Origin of the sequence: Ruania alkalisoli (assembly GCF_014960965.1) — a bacterium.
GTDB lineage: Bacteria > Actinomycetota > Actinomycetes > Actinomycetales > Beutenbergiaceae > Ruania > Ruania alkalisoli.
Map to the genome: position 1 here is coordinate 4163455 of NZ_CP063169.1, position 13781 is coordinate 4177235.

At 67.5% G+C, this 13781-nt stretch carries 13 protein-coding genes; 6 read left to right on the top strand and 7 right to left on the bottom strand.

The genetic code is table 11. From position 1 onward, the window contains the following. The first annotated feature begins 160 nt into the window (after positions 1-160). The 6 genes from IM660_RS18505 to IM660_RS18530 are packed head-to-tail and all read left to right on the top strand — an operon-like array spanning position 161 to position 5191. Positions 161-400, top strand: coding sequence for a glycoside hydrolase N-terminal domain-containing protein (locus tag IM660_RS18505; protein ID WP_210769026.1), 240 nt, complete (start codon positions 161-163; stop codon positions 398-400). Then, positions 397-1599 (top strand): CaiB/BaiF CoA transferase family protein, encoded by a 1203-nt coding sequence (locus IM660_RS18510; RefSeq protein ID WP_193497226.1) that lies wholly within the window; start codon positions 397-399, stop codon positions 1597-1599. The genes IM660_RS18505 and IM660_RS18510 overlap by 4 nt, the downstream gene beginning before the upstream one ends. Then, entirely contained in the window at positions 1596-2732 is a 1137-nt protein-coding gene (locus tag IM660_RS18515; protein WP_193497227.1) for an extracellular solute-binding protein, read from the top strand. The genes IM660_RS18510 and IM660_RS18515 overlap by 4 nt, the downstream gene beginning before the upstream one ends. Next, positions 2719-3174, top strand: a complete 456-nt coding sequence (locus tag IM660_RS18520) for a MaoC family dehydratase (RefSeq protein ID WP_193497228.1) — start codon at positions 2719-2721, stop codon at positions 3172-3174. The genes IM660_RS18515 and IM660_RS18520 overlap by 14 nt, the downstream gene beginning before the upstream one ends. Continuing rightward, a complete protein-coding gene (locus IM660_RS18525; protein ID WP_193497229.1) occupies positions 3174-4010 on the top strand; it encodes an amidohydrolase family protein in 837 nt (278 codons plus the stop codon). The genes IM660_RS18520 and IM660_RS18525 overlap by 1 nt, the downstream gene beginning before the upstream one ends. Continuing rightward, on the top strand, positions 4007-5191 hold the full coding sequence (locus IM660_RS18530; protein ID WP_246465030.1) for a Gfo/Idh/MocA family protein: 1185 nt from the start codon (positions 4007-4009) through the stop codon (positions 5189-5191). Before IM660_RS18525 ends, IM660_RS18530 begins: the two co-directional genes overlap by 4 nt. A 69-nt stretch (positions 5192-5260) precedes the next feature. On the opposite strand, the gene IM660_RS18535 is transcribed toward IM660_RS18530, so the two are convergent. From IM660_RS18535 to IM660_RS18565, 7 genes are all read right to left on the bottom strand, one after another. Continuing rightward, entirely contained in the window at positions 5261-6280 is a 1020-nt protein-coding gene (locus tag IM660_RS18535; RefSeq protein WP_193497230.1) for a LacI family DNA-binding transcriptional regulator, read from the bottom strand. A gap of 376 nt (positions 6281-6656) precedes the next feature. Further along, entirely contained in the window at positions 6657-8876 is a 2220-nt protein-coding gene (locus tag IM660_RS18540) for a sialidase family protein (RefSeq protein ID WP_193497231.1), read from the bottom strand. Positions 8877-8953: 77 nt separating this feature from the next. Next, on the bottom strand, positions 8954-9976 hold the full coding sequence (locus IM660_RS18545) for a hydroxyacid dehydrogenase (protein ID WP_193497232.1): 1023 nt from the start codon (positions 9974-9976) through the stop codon (positions 8954-8956). Beyond that, entirely contained in the window at positions 9973-11076 is a 1104-nt protein-coding gene (locus IM660_RS18550) for a Gfo/Idh/MocA family protein (RefSeq protein ID WP_193497233.1), read from the bottom strand. The genes IM660_RS18545 and IM660_RS18550 overlap by 4 nt, the downstream gene beginning before the upstream one ends. A 16-nt stretch (positions 11077-11092) precedes the next feature. Further along, entirely contained in the window at positions 11093-12031 is a 939-nt protein-coding gene (locus IM660_RS18555) for a Gfo/Idh/MocA family protein (protein WP_193497234.1), read from the bottom strand. A 1-nt stretch (position 12032) separates the two neighbouring features. After that, a complete protein-coding gene (locus tag IM660_RS18560; protein ID WP_193497235.1) occupies positions 12033-12887 on the bottom strand; it encodes a sugar phosphate isomerase/epimerase family protein in 855 nt (284 codons plus the stop codon). A 45-nt stretch (positions 12888-12932) separates the two neighbouring features. Further along, complete coding sequence (locus IM660_RS18565) at positions 12933-13781, bottom strand: carbohydrate ABC transporter permease (protein WP_193497236.1); 849 nt, start codon at positions 13779-13781, stop codon at positions 12933-12935.

A 13781-nucleotide genomic window follows, 5' to 3' on the forward strand; every position in this document is an offset into this window, starting at 1 on the left:
CACGGTCGACTCCCACTCCGCATGGCGCGAATATTCAGTCGATACAGCGCTTGCCACGTCCCCACCTGAACCGGCTATGGTGTCTCCACGTGCATTAAATCGATTCTCCGAGGTGACAGTGTCGTCCAGGTTCACGTTCGCGCAGCCGCCCGCAGAGACGGTGACGGATCCCCGCGTTCACCAGCTCTCGTTCACCAGCGCCGCGTCCGAGTGGGTCGAAGCGCTGCCCCTCGGTAGCGGCAGGCTGGGCGCGATGGTGTTCGGCGGGGCAGTCCAGGAGCTTCGTTCCGACCATCACACCGCGCAGAAGGTGATCGTCCGATACCGGTCGATCTCCCAGGAGATCGAGCTTCATCCGGGCCAGCCGGTGCACCTGACCGCCGAGGAGACCCGCTCATGACCGCATCCACCTCCATCGACCCGCTCGAGGGCTTCCTCGTGCTCGACTTCAGCCAGTTCCTGGCGGGGCCTGTGGCCGCGCTGCGGCTCGCCGACCTCGGCGCACGGGTGATCAAGATCGAGCGACCCGGCACCGGGGACATCGGCCGTGGCCTCGCCTTCGCGGGAGCGCGCGCCGGCAGCGACACGGTCTCCTTCCACGCGATGAACCGCGGCAAGGAGAGCCTCGCTGCCGACTTGAAGAACCCCGACGACCTGGCGATCGTCCGCCGCCTCGTGGAGCAAGCAGACGTCGTCGTGGAGAACTTCCGCCCCGGGGTCATGGAGCGGTTGGGCCTGGACTACGAGACCGTTCGCGCGACCAACCCCGGCGTCGTCTACGGCTCGATCACCGGCTACGGCGAGGAGGGGCCCTGGCGGGACCGCCCTGGTCAGGACCTGCTCGCGCAGTCGATCGCCGGCGTGCCCTGGCTGCAAGCCGATCCCGAGCCGAGCCCAATGGGGATCGCCATTGCGGATCACCTCGCCTCCTGCCACCTGGCGCACGGGATCACGGCCCTGCTGCTGCGGCGCACCCGTACCGGAGTCGGCGGCCATGTGCGCACATCGCTGCTGGAGGCGATGGTCGACCTGCAGTTCGAGATGCTCTCGGTGCGCCTGACCGAACCGGCGGCGCTGAGCCAGCCCGTCCGTGGCCCCCACAGCGCACATAGTTACCTGCCCGCCCCGTACGGGGTCTACCCGACGGCGGACGGTTACCTCTCCATCGCGATGAACCCGGTGCCTCGCATCGGTGAGCTGCTCGGCATCGCCGAGCTGGTGGAGATGACCGACCCGCAGACCTGGTGGGAGCAGCGCTCCCACATCGAGACGCTGATCGCGGACCGGCTGCGCACCGGCACCACCGAGGCGTGGCTGATGATCCTGGATCAGGCCGACATCTGGTGTGCACCGCTGCATACCGTGGACGAACTGGTCGAACACGAGGGCTTCCGGCAGATCGACATGGTGCAGACCCTCGACCGCGCCGAGGCGGACGGCTCCCGCACCGAGGTCACCACCACCCGGATGCCGCTTCGGTTCGATGGCGTCCGCCCCCGCTCGGCGGCCGCCGCACCCTCCCTCGGCGCCGACAGCGAGCGCCTGCGGGCTGAGCTCAACCCCTGTGTCACCGAGCGGATCGCGGAGCAGGCGTCATGACACTCACGCTGCGCGGGATGACCTGGGACCATGAGCGCGGGTTCGACAGCATCGTGGCGGCATCGTCGGCGTATCGTTCCCGGGCCTACGCCGAGACCGGGGCTGATGTGGAGATCATCTGGGAGCGCCGCTCACTGCAGGCGTTCGCCGACCAGGGCTTGGAGTCCATGGCGGCGGAGTTCGACCTGCTCGTCATCGACCACCCGCACATCCCGCACGCTGCCCATGCCGGGCTGCTCGCCCCGCTTCCCGACGGCGAGGGGCCGGCCGCCTTCGTCGGCCGCAGCTACGAGACCTACCGTTGGCAGGGCGCCCAGTACGGGATGGCCATCGACGCCGCGGCGCAGGTGGCGGCCTACCGGCCGGACCTGTTGCCCGAGCCACCACGCACCTGGCCGGACGTGCTGGAACTGGCGAGGGACGCCGTCGTGCTGTGGCCGTGCAAACCCATCGATGCGTTCGCCTCGACCTTCACGCTGACGTCCGCCGTGCAGGGTGAGGACGCCGGGCAACGCGGCCGCTTCGGTGATCCGGATGCCTTCGCCGAGGCGTGGGAGACGTTGGGGCGTTTGCGCGACCTCGTGCCCGAGGAGTGCTTGGCCGAGAATCCGATCGAGGTCGCCGAGCGACTCGCGGGCAGTGACCGGTGGTGCTATGTCCCGCTGCTGTACGGCTACAGCAACTACGCCCGGCCGGGCTTCCGCGACCGCCGGCTGGCCTGGACCGACATTCCGCAGTCCGGCGGCGAGCCCCGCGGTTCGATGCTCGGTGGTGCCGGGTTGTCGGTCTCGGCGCGCAGCGAACATCGGGCCGAGGCGGTGACCTTCGCCACCTGGGCCGGTACCGGGGACGTTCAGCGTGGTGTGTACGCCCACGCCGGCGGCCAGCCCGGGCACGTGGCCGCCTGGGAGGACCGGCAGCTGGACGAACTCACTGCCGGGTTCTTCACCGGCACCCGCCGCACGCTGGAGCTGGCCAGCCTGCGCCCACAGCATCCCCGGTACATGGACGTGCAGAACGCGGCGTGCGCCCGGGTGCACCGGGCGCTGGTGCAGCGCGAGGGGGCCGCCGTCCTGCTGGCGGATCTGGACGAGATGTTCGCAACGTTGGGAGACCAGCATGCAGGTGATTGACAGGTACTTCGAGGACTTCGCCGTCGGTGAGATCCGCCGCACGCTCGGACGCACGGTCACCGAGGCGGACGTGGTCCTGCACGCCGGTCAATCCGGCGACTTCTTCCCGCACCACATGGATGAGCGCTGGTGCGTGGAGGAAGCGGGCCTGGGCGGCCGTATCGCGCACGGCACGCTGATCATCGCGATCGCCGTCGGGATGACCGCCGGGGACGTGAACCCGCAGGCGATGAGCTACGGCTACGACCGGATTCGGTTCATCAAGCCGGTGCTGATCGGGGACACCATCACCGTCACCGCACAGATCACTGAGGTCACCGATCATCCGCGACGCCCGGAGCTGGGCCGGGTGGACGAACTGGTGACGGTGACCAACCAGCGGGGCGATACGGTGCTGTCGTTGGTGCACCTGTACGTCGTGACGAAGCGAGGGTCTGAGTAGTGTTCGACGCCCATCTGCATGTCTGGGACCACGCCCGGTCCTCCTACGGCTGGCTCACCGGCGCGCCGGAGATCCTGCGCCGCGATCACCTGATCGAGGAGGCCCGCGGGGCGCTGATGCCGTGGGGTGTCGACCGTGCCGTCCTGGTGCAGGCCGACGAGACGATGGCCGAGACGGACTACCTGCTGGACCTCGTCGCCGCCGACCCGCTGGTCGTGGGCGCCGTCGTCTATCTCCCCCTGGAGGATCCGGCCACGGTCGCAGAGCAGATGGCTGCTTCCCGTCCAGGTGTCGTCGGGGTCCGCAACCTCACACACGACCGGCCGGACCCGGACTGGATCCTCGGCGCGGACCAGCGGCGCAGTCTGGAACTGATCGAGGCAGCCGGACTCCCTCTCGACTATGTGGCGACGCTCCCGCGCCACCGTGAGAACCTCCTCACCCTGGCCCAGGAGCAGCCCGGACTGACGTTCGTGCTGGACCATCTCGGCACCCCGCCGGCTCAACCGGACCAGCGCGATGGCGCCTGGCAGCAGTGGCAGGAGCAGATCGCGGCGCTGGCCGCGCTGCCCAACGTCGTAGCAAAGGTGTCAGGGATCTACGACGCCGGTGGGCCCGTCACGCCGGAGCACATGCGCACCGTACTGGCCGCCGCGCTGGACGCCTTCGGGGCCGACCGGCTGCTTGTGGGCAGCGACTGGCCGGTGTGCACGGCCTTCGGCGGGGCCGAGGCCACCATGCGGGTGCTGCTCGCCGAGGTCGACCGGCTGCCCGGGGATCAGCGGTATGCGCTGCGCGAAGGAACGGCAGCGCGCGTCTACGGGCTCGACGCGTGACGTCGCCGGCCGCCGAACCGGCTACAGAGCCGGCTTCGGAGCAGGCCACGGAGCAGGCCGGACTGCCGGAGCACGCTCCGGATCCGGCCTACCTGGCCCGGCCCCCGGCCCGGACGCTGCCGATCGTCCTCGTCGGCGCGGGTGGGATCGCCCGGGACGCCCACCTGCCCGCCTACCGCAAGGCACGGATGCCGGTGGCCGCCGTCGTGGATCTTGACGCGGGCCGTGCCGCAAGCCTGGCGACCGACTTCGATATCCCCGCCACCTACGAGCGCCTGGAGGACGCCGTCGCTGCACACGGCACCGACGTCGTCTACGACGTGGCCGTGATGCCGAACGCGTTCGGGGCCATCCTCGATTCGCTGCCCGACGGCGCAGCGGTGCAACTGCAGAAGCCGCTCGGCTACACCTACGCCGAGGCGACGGCGCTGGTCGAGATCTGCGACCGCAAGCGACTACGCGCCGCCGTCAATACCCAACTGCGGTTCGCCCCGCACGTGGCGGCGGCTCGCCGGCTGATCGCCGACGGCGCGATCGGGGAGCTGATCGACCTCGAGGTGCTCGTGCGGGTGGAGACGCCGTGGGAGCTGTTCCCGAGCGTATTCGCGCTGGAGCGCATGGAGATGCCGATGCACTCGGTGCACTATGTGGACCTGGTGCGCTCGTTCGTCGGCGACCCCAGCGGAGTGAGCGCGGTGACCGTGGCGCATCCGCACAAGGAGTTGGCCAGTACCCGCACGGGCTATCTGCTGCACTATGCCGAGCGGCCGCTGCGGGTGACCATCAGCACCAACCACGACCATGCCTTCGGTCCCGCGCATCAGGAGGCGGCGGTGCTGTGGCACGGCACCGAGGGCGCCATCCGCACCGAGCTCGGGCTGCTGCTGGACTACCCGCGAGGCGGGCCGGACCTGCTGGAGATCACCGACGGCGAGGGCTGGCGCGAGATCGAGGTGGAGGGGTCGTGGTTCCCGGATGCCTTCATCGGCTCGATGGGGGCGCTGCAGCGCTACGCGACGGGTGAATCGGAGACGATGCCGACGTCGGTGCGCGACGTGCTGAGGACCATGGCCGTGCTCGAGGCCGCGCACGAGGCCACCCTGGCCGGCGGGCACCCGCTGCCCGGCCCGCCGCTCTGCCCGCCGCTCGACCCGCCGCTCGGCCCTCCAAGGGCCGAATAATTGACCCCTACTCGGGCTCGACCCTGAATTTCGGGCCCCTGCACGGGTGCGCTCGGGCCGGGAGGCCGATCACGTGCCGACGGCCGCCGTGGAGGCACGCAGCACCAGTTCGGGCGCCGGGTCCTCGACCACCCGGCTGATGGGGTCCACCCGGTCCGCGCCGGCGCCGTCGAGCAGCATGTCCACGGCGGTCGAGCCCAGTGCGCCCATCGGCAGCCGGATCGTCGTCAGCGCCGGGGCGCAGGTGATGGCCGGCCAGATGTCATGGATCGCCACCACCGAGAGCTCCTCGGGCACGCTGATACCCATCTGCGCCGCCTCGGTGAGCGCACCGATCCCGGCGTTGACGTTCCCGACCACCAAAGCGGTCGGCCGGGGCTCACGCCCGAGCAGCAGCCGGACGGCGTCCCGCGCTGAGCGGTAGGTGTACCCCAACGTGGTCACGTGTTCCCGGGGCAGGGTGAGCCCCGCCTCGCCGAGTTCGCGCTCGACTCCCTGTTGACGGCGGCTACTGGTGTCGGAGGCCGGGACGCCGCCGACGTACCCGATGCTCCGGTGCCCCAGTTCGAGCAGGTGGCGGGTCGCGAGCGCACCGGCGGCGACGTCGTCGAGGCCGATGGTGCGCACCCCATCGACCGGACCGGAGTTGATCATCACGGTGTGCTCGGGGTGGGTCAATGCCCGGGCGACCAGATCGGTGGGGGCGCTGTCGTCCTTCTGCAGCAGGACGCCGTCGACGAGCCGTTCGTTGAGCAGCCGGTTGAACCCTTCACTGCCCGGCTGCATCCGCGGACTGGAGGCCAGCAGCACCGAGTAGGAGTGGTCCAGGGCGCGCGCCTCAACCCCGTTGACCAGGTCGGTGAAGGTGGCGTTGGTGACGTCGGGGACCACGAGGGCAAGCAGGTGGGTCCGGGCTCGCCGCAGGGACCGTCCGGCCGAGTTGGGCGCGTAGCGCAGCAGCCGCGCCGACTCCACGACCCGCTCACGCGTCTCGGGGCGGATCCGGATGGTGGGGTCGGAGTTGAGCACCCGGGAAACCACCGAGACAGACACGCCTGCGTGTGAGGCCACATCCCGTAACGTCACCATCCTCGCGATCGTAGCGGTGCACACCTTCGGTCGCACAAACGATTCACCGCCGTTTCACCATGGCACAGTGATCACCGGTAGAGCACTGGGTGAATGTCGGTGGTGCTGCCCATAGGCCAGACCTGTTGCATATACCCAGAAGCTCCCGACACCAGTAGCGTCGGTGCGCCACATCCCAGCCCGTATCCGCCATCCGCGAGATCAGACGATGCCTCGAGCGTTACATCGCCCGCGATCTATACCGCCGTCTCGAAGCCGAACGGACCCGCACTTGACGCCCACAGGGAGCGGCACCCCTCCGGGTGGAGACGTTCGCCGAACGACGCGTGCCGGGTGACGTCGTTTCTGCCACCCGGCGCGCGCGATCAACGTGCCATCATCGGATTTCGCAGGTCGTTCTAATCCAGTCCATGGCGAACGCCGAGGTGTCTGCGCTATTCGTTGACGACCAGAGCCTCACCTGAGGGTCGATGTCTGAGTCCTGGATCGTCCAGTGCGCACCGGTGTCGACGCCGTTCCGATAGAGCCGCGCCTCGCCACCGCTGGAGGTGTCAACCCGCCAGGATGCGAGCGAGCCGGCATTGGACAGAGCGTAGATCCGCGTCCAGTGCGTCTCGCCCTTGGGTATGGCGTAGACGCCGTCGTGCTGAATCGAGAGCATCAACCGACGACTGTCATTCGCGACCATCAGAGCCAGGCTCGCACCCCGTCCATTCGACGGATCCAGCGTGCTGTAGTCGGTGACCTCCGCCCGGAAGTCCACACTGAAGTCACATCTGGTGTTGACGAAAGCGGTGACCGCGTTCTGGCCGGAGGTTGGACTCGAGACGATGAGCTCGCCCTGTGAGACAGTCCCTCCCGCGCCGAACGGCACCCAGCCCGACAGATCGTCCCAGGTCGTGGAGACGATGTTGTCCTCGACACTGAACCAGTCGACGCTTGCAGAGGCGGGCTCCGTCGAGGTCCCGGATGCGAAGAGCTGAATGCCGAGACTGGTCGTTGATGCAGGAGTGGACCACTCAACACCAGTGTCAACAGAGTCGAGGTAGAGCCGCGCGGTGCCGGCTTCGTCGACGGTGACACGGTACTGATGATCACCGGTACCGATGGATGCCGCCAGGACTCGGACCCAAGCCGAGCCACCCGCAACTCGGGCGTAGACACCGTCGGACTGCGCAGACAGGGCAAGGGTCCAATCACCACCGACGACCTCCATGCCGAGGTTGGCTCCGATGCCGCTGCTGGTATTCAGAGGACCACCCGTCGCGATCCGCCCGCGGAAAGCACCCACAAAACCGTGCAGCGGAGCCTGCTCGCGGCCGACGGTCGTCCAGGTGGAATCGTTGTTCGCGAGATTCAATCGTCCGGACGACACCGTTGCCGAGCCGCCCGCCGGCGTCACGCTCCAGTTCCCGATCGTGTCCCAGTTCTCGTTCGCGCCTGTAAACGACTGGTCGAGATCCAGCTTGATCAGCTCGACACCAGCCGTGTCGCTCTCCCAGACGATGTAGTACTTGCCGGGCGCATACTCGTCACCCATGGCGTACGTGTCCCAGCCGGCGCTGTGCGGGCGATCCACGACGGGCGGCTCGTCGGCAAGGAATCGACCCGGACCCCACGGCTGGTCCGGCTCCTTCACCTTGTAGTTGAGTATCGAACGCCAGTGCGCGGGCCGTGTCTCTAGCGGGCTCGGGAAGATGCCACCCATGGTGTTGTACACGGCCACGTAGCGACCGGTGGAGTCCTGCGTGACGTATCCCTTGGTCCCCATGTTGGGGATGCTGCTGTCGTAGACAAGGCTGCTCCACGTGAGACCGCCGTTAGTGCTCTCGGTGCGAGACATGTAGACCGGACCAGTCACATAGTCCTCAGCGGGCGCTGCCACACGGCTGAACATGATGAGCTTGTCGGGGTCGTCCTGATCCACGACCAGCTGGTTCTCGCCCGACTTGGTGTTCAACGGGTCAGGGGCGTAGGCGCCAGCGGTCCACGTCACCAAGTCGGTCGACCGCATCACAGCTACTCGTCCATCATTCCAGAACGGCGCGATGTGGTAGCCATCCTGGTACATCGGCCGCCCCGCGATGACAAATCCGGAAGGAACCCCCGAGAAGTCGGCGTTCCAGTTCGACCAAGTCGCGCCGCCGTCGGTGCTTCGCTTCATGAAACTCGTCACCGGCATCCCGTTGTACGAGCTCGCGGGTGTGCGGCCGAGGAACGCGTAGAGGTCGGACCCGACCCGGTAGAGGATGACGTAGTGCCAGCCGTAGGTTGAGTCTTTGGGGGCCAGGACGGCGGGCGAGGTCCAGGTCGCCCCGCCATCCGTGCTGCGTGAGTACCGAACCTCACCGTTGTCGAACTGACCATCGGTGTTGCCCTCACGCCAGGCCACGACGACATTGTTCGGACTCGTGGTGATCACATCGGGAGTTCGGATGCCATCACCGTCTCCGAAGCTTGTGTCCGAGTAGACGGTGACCTGATCTGTGAGCTCCTCTGCTGCCGCCGGCTGTGCCACCACCGCTGCCACCAGCAAGAGGGCGATCGCCTGTGCAAGTAGCACAAGCCACCGTCTCGATCGAGCGATGTCTGCCATTCTCGTTTCTCCTTGATCATCATGGCTGCAAGCACCGGGCCGGAACTTGCGGGGAGTCCATCGACCTGCCATCAGCGCTAGGCGATGCGGTCGTACATCTCGCGACTGATCTCGCCGACGAGCGATTCGCCCGCACGAAAACGCTCGATCTCATCGACGACCGCTTCGCCCTGCGCGCGGAGCGTCTCAACGGTGAGTGCGGCGATGTGAGGGGTGACCATGGCGTTCTCGAGGTGGCGCCAGGGGCTGTCAGGTGGCAACGGTTCCTGATCGAAGACATCGAGCACGGCGGACAACCGGCCAGACCTCACTGCGTTCAGCACGGCACTCGCATCGAGCAACGCGGCCCTTGCGGTGTTGATCAGCAGTGCACCGTCACGCATGCGCGCTAGTTCCGCGGCTCCGATCATCCTGCGCGTCTCCGGCAGCACGGGTGCGTGGAGCGAGACGACGTCGCTCAAGGTCAGCAAGTTGTGAAAGGTCACGAGCTCGACGCCCAGTTGGCTAGCGTCGTCGGGCGTCAGGAACGGATCGCTGACGAGGACACGACAGCCGAACCCTGCCAGCAGCCCGATCACGGCTCTACCGACACGGCTCGCGCCGACCAGGCCCACCGTCTGCGCACGAAGCAGCCTGCCGGGAGCCTCGGCCGCCAACGACTCCCAGTCGTCGCCACGCCGCATCCGCTCATGTAAGAGAGTCGCCCTCCGTAGCCCGGCGATCATGGCCATCGCAGTGAACTCCGCCACCGCGTCGGCCAGTACCGCGGAGACCGTGGTCACGGCGACGCCCCTGTCATAGACCTCGGCAGGGACGATCGCGCGGATCGAGCCGCCCGTGTGAGCGATGAGCCGCAGCTTCGGCGCGTGGTCCAGAATCTCGACGGCGAGGGCAGGGCTGTCCCATCCGGTGACGACGACCTCGGTCTCTGGACCGATCGCCGTCAGATCGGGCAGGCCGATCGCATCGACAGCGGGCAGCCGGACAGCGCCCGCGGCGCGCAGCCTCGAGCGATCGCGAGCGGAGAAGATGCGCTCGATCAGTCCCGTCGACATGAGGACGGCGACTCGCTCACCCCGCTCGACTGCCGCAGGTGTCACGGGGCTACCGGCGCTGGTGCGCCGTCGCGCAATGACTGCAGCGCCGCCTGCGCCACCTGTACCGAGGCACGTGCAGCCGACCCATCGAAGAGCATCTTCTTGTCGTCGTCGATCGGAAAGCCCGTCACGACGTCGATGAAGCAGGCAAGCTCGTCACGCACGGCGCGCCTCAGATAGAGCGGCGGCCGGTCGGTAGGACTCCCGTACGTGCTGCCGCCGTCGACATCCTTGAACAACGCCTGCATCGACTCCTCGCTGTCGGCGTCGTCGAAGAGCCCGAACTGTTGCGGCGCCGCGTCACCGACCTTCAGGAAAACGCTCGCGGCCTTGTTGTCGATGAGCACCGCACCCTCGGTGCCGTTGATCTTGACGAGGTGCTCGCCCCAGCGGAATCCCGAGCCGTACTGCATCGAGCCGAAGCCGCCGTCGGCGAACGTCAGCGTGAGCAGCACCACGTCGTCCTCGTCCCCGAAACCCTCGCCCTGATGCGCGAGGTTGCCGCCCACAGCCCGGACGCTGGCGACCGCACCGGCGAACCAGAGCAACAGGTCGATCTCGTGGATGTGATGGAACAGGTGGCCGCCGGAGGTGTCCTGCACCTTCTTCCACGAGACGTCGGGGCGTGGTTCTTCCCACCCCGTCCTCTCGGCGTGCGCAACCAGGACGCGCCCTATCGTCCCCGACTCGATCCACTCCCGGACTCGCCGCATGCCAGGGTAGAAGTGCATCATGTGACCGAGCATCAGCGTCACGCCGGCACGGGTGCACGCCGCGACCATCGCGTCGCAGTCCTCGACGGACAGCGCGAACGGCTTCTCACAGAAGACGTGCTTGCCGTGTGCTGCGGCAACCGTCACCGGCTCCCGGTGCAGATGGTTCGGGGTGGCGACGATCAGTGCATCGACGTCGTCCCTCGCCACCAGTGACTCGAGCGAGTTCTCGACATCGCACGGCAGTTCATCGGCGACCCTTCTGGCGCCGGTGCCTGAGGCGCTGTGGACGGCAATCAGCTCGGCTCCGGGGAGCGAGTGGATGATCCGCGCCTGCTCGGCGCCGATATAGCCGCATCCGGTGATCCCGAAACGAACGGGTGCTGGCATTGGTAGTACTCCTTCGTCAGTGCGAGTTGGGTGTCGCCTTGAGGTCGTCGATGATCGCCTGGACGGCGAGTGCGTCAGCTTCACGCGCCAGGTCGGGGGAGGCGCTGCCCTCGAGCACGGCCCAGAAGGCGCGCCACTGGTCCGCGAACGGCTGCCGATAATCAGTCGTGAGATCCTCGACGCGGCGTGAGGCGCTCTCGATCACCAGCGTGCCTGGCCGCGTTGCGAGCGCATATCCACGTTCGCCCACCGCCAGCAGGACGTTGTCGCGCGTGCCGCCGACGTCGGGGAAGTCCGGCATCCATCCGCCGGCGATCAGCGCGTCATGGGAGTCATCGAACGTCAGCCGGATCCGGCCGACCTCGTCGGTTCCAGTCGTTCGGTCCTGCGTCAGCACGCCCTCGACAGCGATCGGCTCCGCTCGCATGAGCCAGCGGCTTAGGTCGATGGCGTGGCAGAGCGTCTCGCTCGTCACGCCGACCCTACCGGCCCACACCTCCGGGCGGGGCTGCTGGTAGTGCGCGACGTGCAGGTAGCGCAGCGCTCCGATTTCGCCGCTCTCGATGACGTCGCGCACGCGCCGGAACAGTGCTTCGAATCGCATCTTGAAGCCGATCGCTAGCGGGACACCGCCTTGGCGACAGCGTGCGACCATCGACTCGGCTACCGGCAGCGTGAGCGCGAGCGGCTTCTCGCACAGCATCGGGATCCCGCGCTGCACGCAACGGTCGACGATCCGCTCGTGAGACTCTGGTGGGGTACTGATGCCCACTGCATCGACGACCTCGCGCGACAGCATCTCTTCGACGTCCGCGTAGATCGGCGATGCTCCGGCGACGGCAGCAGCTCGGTCATGGTCAATGTCGACCACGGCGACGACGGCGTGCCCGGCACGTCGCAGCACGTCGATGTAGATGCCACCGATGAGCCCGCAACCGACGACGGCCGCCCTCACTTCACGCACCTACCCGGTCGTCCGGGGCCGACAGCATCCAGCGTAGCTGTGCCAGTTCGTGCTGAAGGCCCTCTCGCGACGGCGGCAGTTCTTGCGGGTGCCACCGCTTCTCGAACTCGGTCGATACGAACCCGCTGTACCCGGAGGCCGCCAGCGCCGGCAGGATCCAAGCCCACGGGACCTCGCCCTCGCCGACCAAGCGAGGCATGTGTTTCCCGCCGCCCAGCACGTCGACGTCCTTGAAGTGCACGTGGCCGATGTACGGCGCCTGCAACGTGAACGCCTCCTGGTAGTCGGCGTCACCGAGCACCAGCAGGTTCGCCGGGTCGTAGAGGATGCCGACGTACGGCGATCCGACCTCCTGGACGATCTCGGTCGTGATCGCACCGCTGATCGCGTGGGAGCCCATGTGGTTCTCGACATTGAGCCGCACGTCGAGGTCCGCAGCATGCCCGGCGAGCCGCCGAAGACTGTCGACGAGCAGTTCCTGCTGCTCGGTCTCGTGGCCAGGCTCAGGGTCCACGCCGGCCCACACGCGCACTGACAGCGAGCCGATCGCGGCGGCGATGTCGAGGCAGCGGCGCATCTCGTCCACGTGGCCCAGCCGTGTCCGCTCGTCGCGCGCGTTGATCGGCCGCACGTATGGCACGACGTTCGCCACGGCCAGCCCCAGCTGCTCAGCCGCCGAGCGTACGGAGGTGAGCTGCGCCGTCGTCGGTCTGGTGGGGAGGCCGCACGGGTAGTCATCTGCGCAGATGATCTCGACACCCTCGAACCCGATCTCCGCGAGCAGCACGAGCGCTTCCTCGAGCGTGGCGTCCGGCGTGGCCATCGTGTGGCCGGCGGCACGAATCATGTCGGTCTCCTGACTCAGGTTGGACAGTCGTCACCAGATGTGCCGTCAACCCTTGACGGCACCGCCTGTGAGCCCGGCGACGATGTGCTTCTGCGCAAACACGAACAGCACGATGATCGGGATCATGGCGAGCGTGGAGCCGGCCATCAAGACGCCGTACTCCGCGCCCTCGGCACCGCGGAGGATCGTGGACAACCCCACGGAGACAGTGCGGTTCTCACCGCCACCTGCGATGACGAAGGCGAACAGGAATTCGTTCCACGTGTTGATGAAAGTGAAGATCGCCACGGCCGCCAGGCCGGGCCGAGTGAGCGGCATCGCAATCGACCAGAAAACCCGGAGGTTGCTGGCACCATCGATGCGCGCGGCTTCGATGAGCTCGTTCGGGAGCGTGGCGAAGTAGCTCGTCAGGAGCCAGAGCGCGAAGGGAAACGTGATGATCATGTAGGCCACAACCAACCCGCTGCGCGTGTTCGCATAACCCAGATCCGCCAGCACCCCGAACAGCGGCACCACCAGCATGATCGGTGGAAACACGTACGCGAGTAGCGTGCTTTTGAGCAGGAGGCGGCGCCCCCCGAACCTCCCCTTCGCGAGCCCGTAGCCGGCCATGGCTGCCAGCACCATCGTGATGACAGTGGTGGCGACCGAGACGATGGTGCTGTTGACCACCATGCGCCCGAAGTCGGCACTCACGCCGAGGAGCTTCTCGAACTGCCCGAGCGTCGGTGCGTGGGGGAGCAACGAAGGAGGGAACTGGTAGATCTCGTCGAAGGGCTTGAACGCCGTGGACACCATCCACAGCAACGGAAAGGTCGAGAGGCAGCACAACACCACTGTGAGTACGCCACTGCTGACCTTGGAGGCACGACGACTCTGTGGGATCGCGGGCAC

Excerpts from the sequence above, each read along its gene's own strand:
- IM660_RS18515 (WP_193497227.1), top strand. The coding sequence starts at position 1,596 with ATGACACTCACGCTGCGCGGGATGACCTGGGACCATGAGCGCGGGTTC.
- IM660_RS18535 (WP_193497230.1), bottom strand. The coding sequence starts at position 6,280 with ATGGTGACGTTACGGGATGTGGCCTCACACGCAGGCGTGTCTGTCTCG.
- IM660_RS18550 (WP_193497233.1), bottom strand. The coding sequence starts at position 11,076 with ATGCCAGCACCCGTTCGTTTCGGGATCACCGGATGCGGCTATATCGGC.
- IM660_RS18560 (WP_193497235.1), bottom strand. The coding sequence starts at position 12,887 with ATGATTCGTGCCGCCGGCCACACGATGGCCACGCCGGACGCCACGCTC.
- IM660_RS18540 (WP_193497231.1), bottom strand. The coding sequence starts at position 8,876 with ATGGCAGACATCGCTCGATCGAGACGGTGGCTTGTGCTACTTGCACAG.
- IM660_RS18510 (WP_193497226.1), top strand. The coding sequence starts at position 397 with ATGACCGCATCCACCTCCATCGACCCGCTCGAGGGCTTCCTCGTGCTC.
- IM660_RS18520 (WP_193497228.1), top strand. The coding sequence starts at position 2,719 with ATGCAGGTGATTGACAGGTACTTCGAGGACTTCGCCGTCGGTGAGATC.